The sequence below is a fragment of the Paracidovorax konjaci genome, assembly GCF_900112675.1.
Taxonomy (GTDB): Bacteria; Pseudomonadota; Gammaproteobacteria; order Burkholderiales; family Burkholderiaceae_C; genus Paracidovorax; species Paracidovorax konjaci.
The window spans coordinates 249284-265924 of the sequence record NZ_FOMQ01000004.1 but is presented as its reverse complement, the minus strand read 5'-3'; the positions used below and the strand labels follow the sequence as shown (position 1 = coordinate 265924).

General features: G+C 68.1%; 12 protein-coding genes, 1 pseudogene and 2 riboswitches. Of the genes and pseudogenes, 4 read left to right on the top strand and 9 right to left on the bottom strand.

Translation table 11 applies throughout. The annotated features are described in order from the left end of the window. Window positions 1-11: 11 nt before the first annotated feature. From phnY to BM144_RS07670, 8 genes and pseudogenes are all read right to left on the bottom strand, one after another. Window positions 12-1496 carry a phosphonoacetaldehyde dehydrogenase gene (gene phnY, locus BM144_RS07705; protein WP_092950800.1) on the bottom strand — a complete coding sequence of 495 codons (1485 nt, stop codon included), beginning with the start codon at window positions 1494-1496 and terminating at the stop codon, window positions 12-14. Window positions 1497-1499: 3 nt separating this feature from the next. Continuing rightward, entirely contained in the window at window positions 1500-3488 is a 1989-nt protein-coding gene (gene asnB, locus BM144_RS07700; RefSeq protein WP_092950798.1) for an asparagine synthase (glutamine-hydrolyzing), read from the bottom strand. Between the two features lie 39 nt (window positions 3489-3527). After that, the gene (locus tag BM144_RS07695) at window positions 3528-4226 is read right to left on the bottom strand and encodes a phosphocholine cytidylyltransferase family protein (RefSeq protein WP_092950796.1); all 699 of its coding nucleotides are present in this window, start codon (window positions 4224-4226) and stop codon (window positions 3528-3530) included. Beyond that, on the bottom strand, window positions 4223-5182 hold the full coding sequence (locus BM144_RS07690; protein WP_217644331.1) for a diiron oxygenase: 960 nt from the start codon (window positions 5180-5182) through the stop codon (window positions 4223-4225). Before BM144_RS07690 ends, BM144_RS07695 begins: the two co-directional genes overlap by 4 nt. Before the next feature lie 18 nt (window positions 5183-5200). Beyond that, window positions 5201-6394, bottom strand: a complete 1194-nt coding sequence (gene aepY / locus BM144_RS07685; protein WP_092950794.1) for a phosphonopyruvate decarboxylase — start codon at window positions 6392-6394, stop codon at window positions 5201-5203. 38 nt (window positions 6395-6432) lie between these two features. Continuing rightward, a pseudogene (aepX, locus tag BM144_RS07680) lies at window positions 6433-7335 on the bottom strand (phosphoenolpyruvate mutase); the annotation flags it as partial. A 559-nt stretch (window positions 7336-7894) separates the two neighbouring features. Further along, the gene (locus BM144_RS07675; protein ID WP_434802656.1) at window positions 7895-8713 is read right to left on the bottom strand and encodes a ZIP family metal transporter; all 819 of its coding nucleotides are present in this window, start codon (window positions 8711-8713) and stop codon (window positions 7895-7897) included. 222 nt (window positions 8714-8935) lie between these two features. After that, window positions 8936-9901 carry a ferritin-like domain-containing protein gene (locus tag BM144_RS07670; protein ID WP_092950790.1) on the bottom strand — a complete coding sequence of 322 codons (966 nt, stop codon included), beginning with the start codon at window positions 9899-9901 and terminating at the stop codon, window positions 8936-8938. Between the two features lie 311 nt (window positions 9902-10212). On the opposite strand from BM144_RS07670, the gene BM144_RS07665 reads away from it, so the two are divergent. After that, complete coding sequence (locus BM144_RS07665; protein ID WP_092950788.1) at window positions 10213-10830, top strand: lipocalin family protein; 618 nt, start codon at window positions 10213-10215, stop codon at window positions 10828-10830. A 134-nt stretch (window positions 10831-10964) separates the two neighbouring features. Here BM144_RS07665 and BM144_RS07660 read toward each other — a convergent pair whose 3' ends face one another. After that, on the bottom strand, window positions 10965-11423 hold the full coding sequence (locus BM144_RS07660) for an Lrp/AsnC family transcriptional regulator (protein WP_092950786.1): 459 nt from the start codon (window positions 11421-11423) through the stop codon (window positions 10965-10967). Between the two features lie 239 nt (window positions 11424-11662). Next, a riboswitch (glycine riboswitch) is annotated at window positions 11663-11761 on the top strand. A 19-nt stretch (window positions 11762-11780) separates the two neighbouring features. Beyond that, window positions 11781-11907: riboswitch (glycine riboswitch) on the top strand. A gap of 62 nt (window positions 11908-11969) precedes the next feature. Between BM144_RS07660 and gcvT the strand changes: the two genes are divergently transcribed. The 3 genes from gcvT to gcvP all read left to right on the top strand — a co-directional run bounded on the left by gcvT (window position 11970) and on the right by gcvP (window position 16637). Then, on the top strand, window positions 11970-13103 hold the full coding sequence (gcvT, locus tag BM144_RS07655) for a glycine cleavage system aminomethyltransferase GcvT (protein WP_092950784.1): 1134 nt from the start codon (window positions 11970-11972) through the stop codon (window positions 13101-13103). Between the two features lie 111 nt (window positions 13104-13214). After that, window positions 13215-13589, top strand: coding sequence for a glycine cleavage system protein GcvH (gene gcvH / locus BM144_RS07650; protein ID WP_092950782.1), 375 nt, complete (start codon window positions 13215-13217; stop codon window positions 13587-13589). A gap of 102 nt (window positions 13590-13691) precedes the next feature. Next, window positions 13692-16637, top strand: a complete 2946-nt coding sequence (gcvP, locus tag BM144_RS07645; protein WP_092950780.1) for an aminomethyl-transferring glycine dehydrogenase — start codon at window positions 13692-13694, stop codon at window positions 16635-16637. Window positions 16638-16641 lie beyond the last annotated feature (4 nt).

Below are 16641 nucleotides of genomic sequence, written 5' to 3'. Positions count from 1 at the left end.
TGCGCCCGCCTTCACCCTTCCCAGGGGAGCGAGTAGGTTTTGATGTTGGAGAAGGAGTGCATCGCCTCGATCACCCCTTCCTTGAACCCCAGGCCGGAATCCTTGATGCCGCCGAACGGCGTGGACTCCAGGCGGTAGCCGGGGACCTCCCGGATATTGACAGACCCGACCTCCAGCTCGGCAATGAATTTCTGGATGTAGTCCCAGCGGTTCGTGCAAATCGACGACGACAGGCCGAACTCGGTGGCATTGGAGAGGCGGATGGCTTCGTCGATGCTGCCGAACCGGATCACCGGCGCCACGGGCCCGAAGGTCTCCATCCGGACCACGTCCATCTCCGGCCGCACATGGTCGAGCACCGTGGGCGTGTACAGCGCCCCCTCGCGGCGGTGGCCGCAGAGCAGCCGTGCGCCAGCGGCGATGGCTGCCTCGACACGCCGCTCGATCCCCTGCGCAGCCGCCGTGTCGATCACGGTTCCCAGATCGGAGGCCTCGTCGAAAGGGTCGCCCGCGCGGAGCGCGGACGTGGCTTCCACCAGGGCTTCCACGAAGGCGCCGGAGATTTTCTCGTGCACCAATATCCGTTTGACGGCCGTGCACCGTTGCCCGCTGTTGCGATAGGCCCCGGCCACGGCCAATTCGACGGCTTCGGCGAGGTCGGCGTCTTCCATCACGATGATGGGATCGTTGCCGCCCAGCTCCAGGATCTGACGCTTGTACACCGCGGCCCGGGCAACCGCCTTGCCCGCAGCCACGCCCCCGGTGAAACTGACCACGTCCACCTCGGGGGCACCGACCAGCACCTCGCCGATGGTTTCCGGCTTGCCGGTAATCACGGTCAGCATGGGGCCGGGCAGGCCGGCCTCGTACAACAGATCGGCGAACATCAGCGCGGTGAGCGGCGTCTTCTCGCTGGGCTTGAGCACCATCCGGTTGTTGCTCGCCACGGAAGGCGCCACCTTGTGCACGACCTGGTTGAGCGGGTGGTTGAACGGGGTGATCGCGACGATCACGCCCAGCAGCGGGTCGCGCTGCGTGTAGACCTTGCGCTTGCGCCCGTGGGGACCGATGTCGCAGGAGAAGACTTTGCCGTCGTCCACCAGCACCTGCGCCGCAGCACTGGCGAGCACGTCGGCGGCCCGCAGCACCTCGTGCCGCGCATCGCGGATGCACAGGCCGCTCTCGGCGACGATCGAGGATGCGAAGGCGGTCGACCGCGCCAGGAGCAGCTCGCGGGCCCGGCCGAGGATCAGGTGCCGTTCGTAGCGGGACAGTCCCGGGCGGAACGCGTGGGCGCGCTGGAGCGCCTGCCTGGCGTCGTCCGGCTGGGCGAGGGGCACCGATCCCACGGTCTCGCCGGTGTAGGGGAAGAGCACCTCCAGGCGCTCCGGCGCGCCCAGGCGCTCCCCGCAGATTCTCCAGTCCTCGTGGCGCACCCGGGACGGCAGCGCCGCCTTGGCGGGCGCTTCGCCGGAAGGAAGGTATTCGCTCAGCATGGCCTACGCCGCCAGCGCCGGGGCTTCGGATTCGGCAGCGACGGCCACGGGCTCCTGCACCCTCGCGTCCACGACCCGCCGGAACCACAGCTCCAGGTTCATCAGCATCCAGACTTTCTTGCCGTAGAAGTCATAGTCCAGCGACTGGGGATGGGTCAGGAAATGTTCGAGCCGCTTCGCATCGAAGATGCCGCGCTCCCGGGACCGCTGGTCCAGCAGCAGTTCCCGCGCGTCATCCAGCATGCCCGCCTTCAACCAGTCGTCCAGCGGCGTGGGGAAACCCATTTTCTTGCGGTGGGCCAGATGCGGCGGAAGCAGCGAGCGCCCGTGCTGGCGCAGCAGATACTTGTTCTGGTCCAGCACCTCAGACGCCTTGAACGCCGAAGTGCCCAAGGCCCGGAACATGGCGGCGGGAGAGTTCCACTTCATCTTCAGCGAGTGCGGCATGTGGACGAAGGTCTCCACCAGCTCATGGTCCACGAACGGCACGCGCCCTTCGAGCGATGCGAGCATCCCGATGGTGTCGACCTTGTCGAGCACGCACCCGAGGTGGATCTTCTGGAAGGCATGCAGCACCCTGTCGTGGGGATCGCAGCCCTCCGTGTCGGAGAAGGCTTCTTCGAAGGAAGCCAGCGTCGCGCGATCGCCCCTCAACTGCGCCCGTGCGTCGCCGGTGAGCAGGCCCATCTTCTCCGGGATCGGCATCCAGTGGTAGACGTTGAGGAAATGCTGCAGATGGCTGTCGCACGACAGGTTGGCCAGCGGGCCGTACGGATCGCGCCCCAGGCGCTGCAGCGAACCGGCGGCGGGGCCCAGCACCTGGCGCATGAAGCGGATCTTCTTCCAGTCGAACGGCGACCGCATCACCCGCCCGTAGCCACCGAACAGCTCATCTGCGCCGTCGCCGCACAGGGCGACCTTCACGTGGCGCCGTATTTCCTTCGACAGCTTGAGCACCGCCACCATCTGCGGGATCATCAGCGGCGCATCGCACTGCTCGATCAAGGGGCCCATTCCCTCGACGTATTCCTTCTGATCGATCGTCAGATGGGTGTGTTCGGCACCGACCGCCTTGGCGACCTCCAGCGCGTATTCGCCCTCGTCATAGCCGTGGACGCCATAGCCGATCGAGAACGTCTGCGGCCTGGTGTTCATGTTTTTGGCCATCAACGCCACCAGGATGCTCGAATCGAGCCCGCCGCTGAGGTAGGCCCCCAGGGGCACGTCGGCCACCAGGCACCGGCGCACGGCGGTGTCCAGTTTCTCCTTGAGTTCCTCCTGCCACATGGCCTCGGTCTTGCGGTGGTCGGGACGGGGCACGGGCAGCGACCAGTAGCGGCGGCGGTGCAGTTGCTGCGGCGCCACCACCATCATTTCTCCTGGCAGCAGCTTGTGCACCCCTTCGAAGTACGTCTGCTCCCAGACCGGCTGGCGGAACGACAGGTAGCTCGAGATACCGTCCAGGCTGGCACGCTTGTGGAACTTCGGGTGCTGGAAGAACGCCTTGACCTCGGAGGCGAACAGGAAGTCGTTTCCGATCTCCGTCCAATAGAAGGGTTTGACGCCCAGACGGTCCCGCGCCACCGTCAGGGTGCCGGCCCGGGGATCCCATGCCGCGAACGCGAACATGCCCGAGAGATGGTCCACGCACTGTGCGCCCCAGCGGATGAAGCTGCGCAGCAGCACTTCCGTGTCCGACCGGGTCCGGAACACGGCACCCGCCCCTTCCAGTTCCCGCCGCAGTTCCTTGTAGTTGTAGATCTCTCCGTTGAAGACCAGGGCCACGCCCGTCTCCGTGTCGATCATGGGCTGGTGCCCGCCCGGCACGTCGATGACGCTCAGGCGGCGGAACCCCAGGCCCACCGGCCCGGAGACGTGCATCCCTGCATCGTCGGGCCCGCGGTGGAAGATCGTCTGGTTCATCCGGTGGAGCACACCACGTTCTTCAAATGGCTGTCCATTCCGGTGAAAGATGCCTACGAAGCCACACATCTCTAATCTCCTGTCTGAATATCTGTCGTGCGCATGCGATCACGCATCGAACGCAATGGACCGGGCGCGGGCCAGGTCGGAAGGGTCGTCGACCTCGGCCCACGACTTGCCGCCGAGCCACACCACATGCGCTGGGTACTGGGAGCACAGCTCGGGCAGCACCGCGGTGTAGTAGTCCTGGCGCCGCTGCCCTTGCTCGACGCATCGGGCGATCAGCGCTCCCAGCCGCGGTGAAGCCGCCGCGCCGAAGCGCGCGATGCCGATGAAGTTGCCGTGGCCTTCGGCCACGGGAATGTGGCTGCCGACTTCGAGCAGGAGCTCGCCCCGCGCGCGGATGCGCATCGTGCCTTCGAGGCACTGGCGGCCATCGGCGAGCAGCGCCACCTCCGACGGGCTGGCCATAAGGTCGAGCAGGGCGCCACGGGCGACCCGGACGTCCGCGAACTGCACCAGGCACGGGCCCTGCAACAGGCTGCTGGAAGCGGCGAGCGTCCAGAGGTTGTTGGTCTCGGCATACCGGGAGTACAGGTGGTGCTGCACGTGGCCGGGCAGCGCCGCGATGATTTCCTCGCTCCGGTATCCGACGATGACGTGGATGTCGGACACCCCCAGCGCCGCGTACGCGTCCAGCTGGTGCTGCAGCAGGGTCTTGCCGTCGATCTGCAGCAGGCACTTCGGACTGTCCGTGTGCCCGCGGATGCGGCTGCCGAGGCCCGCGGCCAGAATGATGGCCCTCATGCCGCCACCCCTTCCGGCACGTCCATGGACAAGCCATAGCGGTGCATTTCGTCGCGCAGGTGCGCACTGCCCGCCACGCCTGCCTTGCGCAAGGCACTGAGCGACGCCCGCGCCCCGTTGCGGCGCGATTCCGCCAGGCTGCTTTCGGAATAGCAGTCGAAGATGACCTGCTGGGCATCGTCCTCGCCGAGCCCGATCTGCCGGAGCTGGCTGCGCACGGCGACGATGTCCGGGTCGATGAAGATCGCCATGAATTTCGGCAACAGGGGGCCGATCTGGGCCTTGAACGTTTCGGGCAGCTGCGGCCAGGCCTGCGAGATGAAGCTCGCGAAGAAACGGTGGTGTTTGCTTTCGTCTTCCGCGTGGTCCTTCATCACCTGCCGGACGGGGGCGATGACCCGCGGATCCCGGGGCACCTCCACCAGGTTCTTGGTGATGAGCGTCTCGGAAATCGAGCAGAAGAAGATCGGCAGCAGCGGCCGGAGCGCGGGGTCGGCCCGTGCCACTTCGCGCTGCAGCCGCAGGAAGAATGCCGGCACCTTGGGCGCCTGGTTCAGGATGCCGGTGCGCGCCTCCGCCAGGCGGGAGAGATCGGCGGTGATCTTCCCGTGGTAGGACTCGTCCACCAGGATGTTCCACGCATCGGCGACCATCGCGGGCGGGAGGTCGAAGCCCGACCGCCCCCGCGCAATGCTGTAGACCGCGTGGTTCACCACTTCATGCTCCAGCACCTGCGTGAATTCCAGGTTGGTGAACAACGCCTGGGCGAGCAGCCACCGGGATGCCTCGGGGCCGCGCCTCGCCACCAGCGGGTGGGAGACGCTGGGCACCAGCTCCGGCGTGAACAGCAGCCCTTCGGCCCAGTCCAGCTCCGCAGCCTGATGCGTCGGAAGTTCCCCGCGCACTTTTGCATTGAAAGCCCACCGCTCGAACGGCAGGTCGTACGCAATGGTCATGGCTCGTGTCCTGAACGCTCAGGCACCGATCGGCTGGGCCGGCTGGGGATGCGCCTGCGCCGAGGGCTGGCCTTCCGACAGGAGGTGCCGGGCGAAACGGCGGCCGACTTCCTGCGGCGCCACCGTGGGCCGGGGCAGGTTCTTCATCGACCCCGGACGGACCCGCACGTGGATGAAATGGGGCCCGACCGAATTCAAGGCGGTGCGCAAGGCCACGGCCACCGCCTCCATGCCGCTGCATGCGTAGATGGCCTGATAGCCGCAGGCGGACGCGATCTGCGCGAAATCGATGTTGCCGGAATTGGTCGGCTGCCCGCCCGTGCTGTCGTGCACACCGTTGTCGATCACGAGGTGCACCATCGATGCGGGGCGGTAGCGGCCGATGGTAGAGAGGTTGCCGAGCTTCATCAGCGCGGCGCCATCGCCGTCCAGCACGATGATGGGCCGGTCCGTGGTCAACGCCGCTCCGAGCCCCACGGCGCTGGCGCACCCCATGGAGCCGACGAGGTAGAGATGGCGGTGGCTGTCCTCGATGCAGAAAAGCTCCCGTCCGGTCTTGCCGGTGGTCGCGATGATCCCGGCGTCCGGCGGCGCGGCGGCCACCACCGTTCGCAGCACCTCTTCGCGGCTGGGCAGGGGCACCGCCGGGTCACCCAGACGGTGCAGCGTGGCCGACGGCGGTCGCACCAGCCCCACGGCCTTGAGCTCCTCGGCTTCCAGAACGTCCGGGTCCACCACCAGGGCGTAGGGCAGTTGCGTGCGGCCGATGACCTCGCGCGCGGTCTGCAGTGCGGGGCCGATGAGTTCCGGCTTCCAGGGGAACGGACCGTGCGGTATCTGCAGCGTGTCCAGCAGGCGGTGCGTGATCTCTCCCATGAGCCGGTGCTGCGGCTCGTCCGGCACGCCTGGGGAACCGCGCCAGCTGCAGATCAGCAGCGACGGAATCTTGAAGATGTGGTTCAGCGACGTGAGCGGGTTCACCGCATTGCCGAGGCCCGAGTTCTGCATCATCACCACCGGCAGGCGCCCGCCCAGGTAGGCCCCGGCGGCGATCCCGATGGCTTCGCCTTCGCTGGCCGCCATGATGTGGTCGACCTTCGCATCGCTCAGGACACCATTCAGCAGCGGCGTGAGGTACGAGCACGGAACGCTCACGTAGAAATCGAAACCCTGGCGCGTCGCGGCGCCGACGAAGTCCATGCCGCTGATCATTGGAGCGCTCCTGCAGAGTTCACGGCGTTGCCCTGGGGCAGGTAGCGGTGCTCGGCCTGCGTCAGTTCGTCCTGTTCGACCAGGTCGAAGATCTCCTTGACCCGCGGCAGATCGTTCTCGATGTCCTTGAGCGACTGGTCGCGGTGGATCGCCTCGCAGATGCGCCGCATGCTGGCCACGGACGCGCGCAGGTTGTGGTTGGCCCAGATGATCGCGGCGATCTTCGCCTCGATGAAGCGCTCGGTCGGCACGGTGTAGTACATGGTCGGGACGATGACCAGCGGCGCGCGGTCCTGCCAATACTCAGCGAACTGCAGGATCTCAGCCGCGTCGCTCTTCTTGGAGTGGATGAGGATCGCGTCGGCGCCGGCCGCATGGTACTTTTCCGCCCGCTTCAGCGCTTCGGTCAGGCCGCGCCCGGCGATCAGCGCCTCGACGCGCGCGACGACGCAGAAGGCGTCGTTCAGCTGGCTGTCCTTGGCGGCCTTGATCTTTCCCGCGAATTCTTCAGGATCGGCCAGTTCCTGCCCGTCGCCAATGAAGGAGTTCGTCTTGGGAAAGATCTTGTCTTCGAGGCAGACGCCGGCCACGTTGCGCTGGCACAGCTTGCGCACCAGGCGGCGCACGCTGTTGAAATTGCCATACCCGGTGTCGCCGTCGAGCAGCACGGGCAGGTCGGTGCTGTCGGTCATGAATTCCACCACTTCCAGGGTCTGGGTCCACGAGGCCTCGTTGGCGTCGCGCACGCCCAGCGAAGCGGAGATGGACAGCCCCGACGCCCAGATCCCCCGGAATCCCGTTTCCGCCACGATACGGGCGGAAAGCCCGCTGTGCGCCTCCATGAGGAACCCCGTCCCGGGTCCGCACAGAAGGTCTCGCAATCGCGAGGCCAATACCTCATCACGGCGCCGTGTCGCAATGCTCTCGGTAGCTACAGTCATTTCGCCTCCTTGGGCTGGTTGAAACTGCATACGGATGGCTGGCCTGCCCCCGAGCCCCGACGCGGGACCTTCGGTGCCGGTAGCCGAGGTCTCTCGACTCATCCGTAGGAATTGCGACATTGTTATGAAAATTTCGTGACATCCCGCATAACGGAACGCGCTGCCATCCATAACGATGTAAGAAGGAACGAATGCATGCGCGGGGCATCCGGCCGAGGTCAACGGACACGCAAGCAGGTAGGTGACCGCGGCAGCGGGCCTCGGTTGCGCCGGCCTCACGGCCCCTCTTGCGGCGAGGCGCATCAGCCCACCCCAGCACGCGAATGGAGGGGATCGGGCCCCCAAGGTTTGGCTGGGGGGCGGAGGGGCTGGTCAGTTTTTGGAAGTCACCGGCCACCGCTTTTGCCGGGTTCGCCACAGCCATGGCTGCCATGGCGCTCCGCGGCGCAATGCAGAGCCTGACCGACGGCGCCCCTGCGATGTCGCTGCTCGGCGACGGCCGCCGGGCGGCATGCAGGGGCAGCGATCGTGCTCTGCAGCCGTGCGTGCAGGCGCCGTCTCAGCCGAGCGCCGTGTCCAGCAGCATCATCACCACGAAGCCCAACATGACCCCTGCCGTGGCCGAAGTCTCGTGGCCTTTGCGGTGCGACTCGGGAATGATTTCGTGGCTGATGACATACAGCATCGCGCCTGCCGCCGCGGCCAGGCCCCAGGGCAGCAAGCCTGCGGACAGGCCGATCAGCGCGACTCCCAGCACGGCCGCGACGGGCTCGATCAAGCCTGACACCAGCCCCAGCCCGGCAGACATCCACCGGCCATAGCCAACGCCCCGCAGCGCCAGCGCGACCACCATGCCTTCGGGGACGTCCTGGATCGAGATGCCTGCCGCCAACGCCTTGGCACCCACCCCGTCGGGCCCGGCGAAAGCGACACCGATGGCCAGCCCTTCGGGCAGGTTGTGCAGCGTGATCGCAAGCACGAACAACCAGGCCCGCTTGAGGGCGCGCGCCTGGGGACCTTCGAGCCCCTTCACGAAATGCTCGTGCGGCACGGCACGGTCGATCCACAGCAGCAGCAAGGCGCCCAGCAGGATCCCGGCCCCCACGGTTGCGCCTGCGCCCCACGCGCCGGCGCCCTGGGACCTGGCGGCGGCTATGGCGGGGATGACCAGCGAGAAGGCGCTTGCCGCGAGCATCACGCCAGCACCGAAGCCCAGCATGGTGTCGTGCGTACGCTGTGAGAACTTCTGCGACAAAAGCACCGGCAACGCCCCGAGTGCAGTGGCAGCCGCTGCCATGAGCCCCCCGATCAGTGCCCCGCGCATGCGGTCGTCACCGGCCCAGACGCCCTGCAGCGCTTGAACGGCCAGGACGACCATCCCGGCGGTTGCGATGGCAAACCCCAGCCACTGGCGCCAGGTGAGACGCCTCCGCGGCATGGGGGACACTGCCGCGACCGCGGCCACCGGATCTCGCTCGATCACGCGCATGGTGGACTCCTGCTTTCATGGGAGGGGAACGGAAGGCGGCCGCACCGGGGGAGCGAAGCCATCGCAGCTACCGCCAGGCCCTGCAGGCATCTGGCGGCAGCCGGTCCAGGGCTACATGTAGACGCTGCTCAGACGCAGGTTGCCGTTGACGCCGGCCGGGAAGAAGCCCCCCTGGCTGGCAGCGTCCCGCGTCAGGTAGACGATGTTCAATACGTCGTCCGGAGAGCGGCTGTAGGCAATGCCGTTGGCATCGAGAGGCACGATGTTGGAGGCGCCGCTGGCATCGGGTGCGATCCCCTGGTCCACGTCTCTGGAGTTGTCGAGGGAATCGCGGGCGTCGGAGATCTTTCCGGCCGCCGATTGCGCATCCACGCCCTTCGCATACAGCACCGTGCGCACGAGGCCGGCGTGGTAGGACTCGGCAGCAAGGATCCCGGCAGCGGCCTCCAGGTAGGTCTTGTTCTGGATCAGCGGCGCCGCGCCCTTGTAGGCCGTCACGCCCACGTCTTCGAAAATGAAGGCCCCGAGCAGGAAGCTCACATCGTCCTTGTATGGGTTGAACGCGGTTCCCGCCGGCACCAGGCCCGCTGCCTGCGCGGCCTTGGAGAAGGCGCCGTTCGGATCGGTGCCCCCGACATCGATGGAAGGCATGGCCACGGCGGCGGAGCCGAGCGCCGAGCGGAGGAACGCGACGTGGGCCAGTTCGTCCGCGGCGATCTCCTTCGCATAGGCGGCCACCACGGGATCGGCGAACGGCACCCTGGTCCCTGCCTTGACCGTACCGCGGGTACCCGTCCCGGTGGTGAGCGCATCGGACAGCCCGGCACCGGTGGTCGCGTAGAGGTAGAACTGGGCCTCCAGGTATTCGAGGTTGAGGGCGAAGTTGAGGATCTCCGCGTCGGTGGGCGCATCGGCGCCGACGGCATCTCCGGAGCCTCCGCCGCAGGCCGTGAGGATGGCCCCGCCGGCCATGCCGGCAGCGAAGCCGCCCGTCTTTCGGAAGAACATCCGGCGCTCTTTGAGCTTGTCGGAACGGCGCTGCAGGATGTCCTGGGGCGATGCGGGAATGTCGATCATGGTGGCTCCTGTGGGTTGCGCATGGCGCATGGGTTCACATGTCGGTCCAGCGGCGGACGCGCCGTTGCCGGGTTGCAGGATGGCGGCCGGTAGCGGCGCTTCGGTCCTCCAGCGGGAAAAGCGCCCACCCCTTCTTCACCCTGCAAGGCAATACGCGCACCGACAGCGCGGCGGATTCAACTTTTCGATGGCAGCGCGCGGCGGGCGGGACGAAGCGATCTCTCACGCGTTTGCACGCCCGCCGCCTACAGGCGCCATGCCGATCGCTCGCCAGACTCGCTTCTTCCGCGTTTCCCAGGAGCTTCCGTCCCATGCCCCGTCCCGAACTGCAGCGCTACACCACCCACCGCCGCATGTCCGCCACCGGCCCGCTGGCCGTGGGGGTGGCCGCCGCTGCTGCCGGAGCGGCCGTGGCGCTGTACCTGCGCAGCAACGTGCAGCCCCCGGCCGGCGTGCGGCCGGTGAAGGGTTTCAACGTCGACCGCTACGCGGGCCACTGGTACGAAGTGGCACGCATCGACCAGCGCTACGAGCGCGGTCTGATACGCACCAGCGCGCACTACAGCCGCCGTGGCGACGGATCGATCCGCGTGGTGAACCGGGGCTACGACCCCGAGCAGCGGCGCTGGCGCGAGGTGGAAGGCCGGGCCCGGTTCCTGGGCGACACGGACACCGGCGCGCTCAAGGTGTCCTTCTTCGGGCCCTTCTATGCGGGCTACTTCGTGGAGGCCCTCGACGAGGACTACCGCTGGGCGATGGTGGTGGGCCCCCGGCTGGATGCGTTCTGGATCCTGTCGCGCACACCCACGCTGCCCGGTGCGGTGCGTGAACGGCTGCTGGCGCGCGCCCGATCGCTGGGCGTGGATGTGCGCCGCATCCTGTGGGTGGCCCAGGCGGACGCCTCCGCGCCGGAACCCGCGCCGCGCTGAGCGGCGTCCCGCAGTTGGCCACCCCAAGCCATTTGCTACAAATTACATAGCAAACTATTGAATGGATCCGGCGGCATGGAGCATATTTCCCTTTTAGCCTGAGAAGACCGCCCATCCTCGGCAGGCCGCCGCCTTCAGTCCGCTCGCAGCGGGAGGTCGGCCTTCTTCAGCGTGCGCAGCACGAAGCTGGAGCGGCTGTGGCGGATGCCCTTGATGCGGTAGAGCTTTTCACGCAGCAGGCGCTCGTAGTCGCGCGTGTCCTTCACCACCACGCGCAGCAGGTAGTCGTAGTCGCCGGAAACCAGGTGCGCCTCGATCACCTCCGGAATGCTCGCCAGCGTTTCGCCGAACTTCTCCAGCGTGTTGTCGGAATGGCTGTCGAGCGTGACCTGCACCAGCACGGTGTCGGCCAGGTCCAGGGCCTGGGCATTGAGGCGCACGGTGTAGCCCTCGATCACGCCCGATTCCTCCATCTTGCGGATGCGGCCCCAGCACGGCGATGGGCTCAGCCCCACGGCATTGCCGATCTCCTGCAGGCTCGCGCGCGCGTCGGCCTGCAGCACGGCGAGGATTTTCCGGTCGATGCGGTCCATGGAAAGATTGTGCATCCATTGGCCGCATCAACAGAAGAATTTTCTGCAAAATCAGTGATTCTTCGGAAATTCGAAAAATCCATCGGCCCGACCACCGGCATACTTTCTGCCACAGGGCGTCCTTACCGGGGCGCATGCAACTGACAAGGCCCCGGCCGGTTACCGCCGGCCCGGGGCGCTTGGCACCCGGCAGAAAACCTCCCCCCGGCCGGCCGGAGCGCCGCGCGCTGCCGTTAGAATCCGCCCGGTCAGGAGAGAGCGCCGCACCCGCAACGGGCCGCCGGCGCCGCCGAAGGCGCAGGGACACCCCGAACGCTCAGGCAAAAGGACTGGCAAGGCGCCCGCAGGGATGCGGGCGTTTCCCCGGCTGGAGAGAGGCCCGCCCCGTGCGGGTCCACCGAAGGAGCAAGCCCGTGCTGCGCCGCCACGACGTGATGGCGCCAGGCGGTGTGAATCTCTCAGGTAAAGCGGACAGCGGGCAACCCCCAGCGCGGCGCAACCATGGCGCCGCGCGTGTCGTTTGCCCTCGCCTGAAAGGCCCCGCCCATGTCCGCCGAAGCTTCCTCCGCCCTGCACACCACGCCGCTCCACGCGCTGCACCTCGAACTCGGCGCCCGCATGGTCCCCTTCGCGGGCTACTCGATGCCGGTGCAGTACCCCGCGGGCCTGATGGCCGAGCACCTTCACACGCGCCAGGCCGCCGGGCTGTTCGATGTCTCCCACATGGGCCAGTTGCGCCTGGTGGGCCCGGAGGCCGCCGCCGCCTTCGAGACCATCGTGCCGGTGGATGCGATCGGCCTGGGCGTGGGCAAGCAGCGCTACGGCCTGCTGCTGAACGACGACGGCGGCATCATCGACGACCTGATGTTCGTGAACCGCGGCGACGACCTGTTCGTGATCGTCAACGGCGCCTGCAAGGTGGGCGACATCGCCCACATCGAAGCACGCATCGGGCACCGCTGCGAGGTGATCCCGCTGCCCGACCAGGCCCTGCTGGCGCTGCAGGGCCCGCAGGCCGCCGCAGCGCTCGCCCGCCTGGCCCCGGAGACCGCATCGCTCGTGTTCATGACGGGCGGCCGTTTCCAGATCGCCGGGTGCGACTGCTTCGTGACGCGCAGCGGCTACACCGGCGAGGACGGCTTCGAGATCTCCGTGCCCGCCGCGCAGGCCGAGGCGCTGGCCCGCGCTCTGCTGGCGCAGCCCGAGGTGAAGCCCATCGGCCTGGGCGCGCGCAACTCCCTGCGGCTCGAAGCGGGCCTGTGCCTCTACGGCAATGACATCGACACCACCACCACGCCGCCCGAAGCCGGGCTGAACTGGGCCATCCAGAAGGTGCGCCGCACGGGCGGCGCGCGCGCGGGCGGCTTTCCGGGCGCCGAGAAGGTGCTGGCGCAGATCGACACGCCGTCGCTCCTCGGCCGCCGCCGCGTGGGCTTGGTCGCCCGCGAGCGCGTGCCGGTGCGCGAGCACACGGCCCTGCAGAGTCCCGAGGGCGCGGCCATCGGCGAGGTGACCAGCGGCCTGCTGGGCCCGAGCGTGAACCAGCCCGTCGCCATGGCCTACGTGGCCCCGGCGTTCGCGGAGATCGGCACCGTGGTGCATGCCATCGTGCGCGGCAAGGCCGTGCCGATGGAAGTCTGCGCCCTGCCTTTCCTGCCGCCGCGCTACCACCGCGGCTGACCGCCCGCGGCTCCCGGCTAAAGTCGCCTGTCCCTCCGAGGGATCTCGTTTTTCGTTTCGCCCCATGTCCAGTCCGCCAAGGTGGACACCCCTTTTTCCAGGAGCCATCCCATGACCGTCCAGTATTCCCGTGACCACGAGTGGATCAACGCCGCCGATGCCGACGCCGCCATCGTCGGCATCACCGTCCATGCGCAGGATGCGCTCGGCGACGTGGTCTTCGTCGATCTGCCCGAAGTGGGCAAGACCTTCGCGCAGGGCGAAGTGGCCGGCGTGGTCGAGTCCGTGAAGGCCGCCGCCGACGTGTACATGCCCGTGTCCGGCGAAATCGTGGAAGTGAACGAAGCGCTGCGCGCCGATCCGTCGCTCGCCAACTCCGATCCGCTGGATGCGGGCTGGTTCTTCAAGGTGCGCCTGTCCGATGCCTCGCAACTGGACACGCTCATGGACGAGACCACCTACTCCGAGTTCGCCAAGAACGCCTGAGCGGCCGGGCGCGGCAGGCGGCCCCCAGGGCCTGCCCGCCGCCCTGCCCCAGGCTCCGTTTTCCCCCTTTCTCCTTTCTCGCCCGCTGACCGGGACCCTCCCATGCCGACGTCGTCCACCTTTGCGCCGCTTGCCGCCCTCGAGAACGCAGCCGAATTCCAGCCCCGCCACATCGGCATCGATGCGGCGGACGAAGAGCGCATGCTCTCGGTCATCGGCGAGGCGTCGCGCGCCGCGCTGGTGGGCGGCATCGTGCCGGCCTCCATCGCCCGCACCGACGCCATGCAACTGCCGCCCGCCACGACCGAGGCCGACGCGCTCGCCGAGCTGAAGGCCATTGCCGCCAAGAACCGCGTGCTGAAGAGCTTCATCGGCCAGGGCTACTACGGCACGCACACGCCCGGCGTGATCCTGCGCAACATCCTCGAGAACCCCGCCTGGTACACCGCCTACACGCCCTACCAGGCGGAGATCTCCCAAGGCCGCATGGAGGCGCTGGTCAACTTCCAGACGATGGTGTGCGACCTCACCGGCATGCCGATCGCCAACGCGTCGATGCTGGACGAAGCCACGGCGGCCGCCGAGGCCATGACGCTCGCCAAGCGCTCGGTCAAGTCGAAGAGCCAGACCCTGGTGGTGTCGGGCGACACGCATCCGCAGACCATCGAGGTGATCCGCACGCGCGCCGAGCCGCTGGGCATCGCGGTGGTGGTCGCCAACTCCGAGGCCGAGTGGAATGCGGCACTTGACGGCGAGCTGTTCGCAGCCGTCATCCAGTACCCCGCCAGCAGCGGCTGGCTGGCCGACTGGCGCGCCGACGTCGAGAAGATCCATGCCAAGCAGGCCGCCGCCATCGTCTGCGCCGACCTGCTCGCGCTCACGCTGCTCGTGCCGCCCGGCGAATGGGGTGCGGACATCGTCGTGGGCAATACGCAGCGCTTCGGGATGCCGATGGGCGCCGGTGGCCCGCACGCCGCCTTCATGGCCTGCCGCGACGAATTCAAGCGCTCGCTGCCGGGCCGACTCGTGGGCGTGAGCGTGGACGCGCACGGCCAGCCGGCCTACCGCCTCGCGCTGCAGACGCGGGAGCAGCACATCCGCCGCGAGAAGGCCACCTCCAACATCTGCACGGCGCAGGTGCTGCCCGCGGTGATCGCCAGCATGTATGCGGTCTACCACGGCCCCGAGGGCCTCACGCGCATCGCCCAGCGCGTGGCGAGCTTCACGGCCATCCTGGCCAAGGGCCTCGTCGCGCTCGGCCATACCGCGCACCACCACGAGTCCGCGTTCGACACCCTGTGCCTGCACACGAAGGAGCAGACCGGCGCGTTGCTGGCCCGCGCCGTGGAGCGCGGCGCCAACCTGCGCGTGGCCTGGGACGACTACCTCTGCATCTCGCTCGACGAAACCACGACGCGGGCCGACATCGAACTGCTCTGGTCGATCTTCGCCGCCGACGGGCAGGCCCTGCCCCGCATCGAGGATTTCGCGAACGGCGTGCACCCGCTGATCCCCGCCGACCTGCGCCGCACGAGCGCCTTCCTCACGCACCCGGTGTTCAACACCCACCATTCCGAGACCGGCATGCTGCGCTACATCCGCCAGCTCTCGGACAAGGACCTCGCGCTCGACCGCAGCATGATCCCGCTGGGCAGCTGCACGATGAAGCTCAACGCCACGAGCGAGATGATCCCGATCACCTGGCCCGAATTCGCGCACGTGCACCCCTTCGCGCCGGCCGACCAGCTGGAAGGCTACCGCCTGCTGGACGAGCAGCTGCGCGCGTGGCTCTGCGAAGCCACCGGCTACGCCGGCATCAGCCTGCAGCCCAACGCCGGCTCGCAGGGCGAGTACGCCGGCCTGCTCGCGATCCGCGCCTGGCACGCGGCACAGGGCCAGGGCCACCGCAACATCTGCCTGATCCCGAGCAGCGCGCACGGCACCAACCCGGCCAGCGCGCAGATGGTGGGCATGCAGGTGGTGGTGACCGCCTGCGACGCCAACGGCAACGTGGACCTGCAGGACCTGCGCGCCAAGTGCGAGCAGCACGGCGAAAAGCTCGCCTGCGTGATGATCACCTACCCCAGCACGCACGGCGTGTTCGAGACCCAGGTGAAGGAACTGTGCGCGCTCGTGCACCAGTACGGCGGCCGCGTGTACGTGGACGGCGCCAACATGAACGCCATGGTCGGCGTGGCCGCGCCCGGCGCCTTCGGCGGCGACGTGAGCCACCTGAACCTGCACAAGACCTTCTGCATCCCGCACGGCGGCGGCGGCCCCGGCGTGGGCCCGGTCTGCGTGGTGGAAGACCTCGTGCCCTACCTGCCGGGCCATGCGACGGCCGCGGCGCAGGGCGCGCTGGAGCCGGCGCCGGGCCGCCTCCCGCTGGCGAAGGGTCCTGCTGGCAGCGTGGGAGCGGTCAGCGCGGCGCCCCTCGGCAACGCGGCGGTGCTGCCGATCAGCTGGATGTACATCCGCATGATGGGCCCGGACGGCCTGCGCGCCGCCACCGAGACGGCCATCCTCTCGGCCAACTACATCAGCGCCCGTTTGAAGGACCACTATCCCACGCTGTACGCGAGCGCCAACGGCCACGTCGCGCACGAATGCATCCTGGACCTGCGCGGCTTCAAGGACACCAGCGGCGTGATGGCCGAAGACGTGGCCAAGCGCCTTATCGACTACGGATTCCACGCGCCCACGCTGTCCTTCCCGGTGGCCAACACGCTCATGGTGGAGCCCACCGAAAGCGAGACGCTGGCCGAGCTGGACCGATTCATCGACGCGATGATCGCCATCCGCGAAGAGATCCGGCAGATCGAGCAGGGCCACTGGCCGCAGGGCGACAACCCGCTCAAGAACGCGCCCCACACCGCGCACAGCCTGCTCTCGGCCGACTGGGCGCATCCCTATGCGCGCGAGACCGCGGCCTTCCCCGTGGCGGCGCTGCGCCAGTCCAAGTACTGGTCGCCCGTGGGCCGGGTGGACAACGTGTACGGCGACCGCAACCTGTTCTGCAGCTGCGTGCCCGTGGGCGACTTCGCCTGACGGA

Bases quoted from the DNA above. Each gene is read 5' to 3' on its own strand.
- gcvP (WP_092950780.1), top strand. From the start codon at position 13,692: ATGCCGACGTCGTCCACCTTTGCGCCGCTTGCCGCCCTCGAGAACGCA.
- phnY (WP_092950800.1), bottom strand. From the start codon at position 1,496: ATGCTGAGCGAATACCTTCCTTCCGGCGAAGCGCCCGCCAAGGCGGCG.
- BM144_RS07695 (WP_092950796.1), bottom strand. From the start codon at position 4,226: ATGAGGGCCATCATTCTGGCCGCGGGCCTCGGCAGCCGCATCCGCGGG.
- asnB (WP_092950798.1), bottom strand. From the start codon at position 3,488: ATGTGTGGCTTCGTAGGCATCTTTCACCGGAATGGACAGCCATTTGAA.
- BM144_RS07690 (WP_217644331.1), bottom strand. From the start codon at position 5,182: ATGACCATTGCGTACGACCTGCCGTTCGAGCGGTGGGCTTTCAATGCA.
- gcvT (WP_092950784.1), top strand. From the start codon at position 11,970: ATGTCCGCCGAAGCTTCCTCCGCCCTGCACACCACGCCGCTCCACGCG.
- BM144_RS07665 (WP_092950788.1), top strand. From the start codon at position 10,213: ATGCCCCGTCCCGAACTGCAGCGCTACACCACCCACCGCCGCATGTCC.
- gcvH (WP_092950782.1), top strand. From the start codon at position 13,215: ATGACCGTCCAGTATTCCCGTGACCACGAGTGGATCAACGCCGCCGAT.
- BM144_RS07675 (WP_434802656.1), bottom strand. From the start codon at position 8,713: ATGGTCGTCCTGGCCGTTCAAGCGCTGCAGGGCGTCTGGGCCGGTGAC.
- BM144_RS07660 (WP_092950786.1), bottom strand. From the start codon at position 11,423: ATGGACCGCATCGACCGGAAAATCCTCGCCGTGCTGCAGGCCGACGCG.
- aepY (WP_092950794.1), bottom strand. From the start codon at position 6,394: ATGATCAGCGGCATGGACTTCGTCGGCGCCGCGACGCGCCAGGGTTTC.
- BM144_RS07670 (WP_092950790.1), bottom strand. From the start codon at position 9,901: ATGATCGACATTCCCGCATCGCCCCAGGACATCCTGCAGCGCCGTTCC.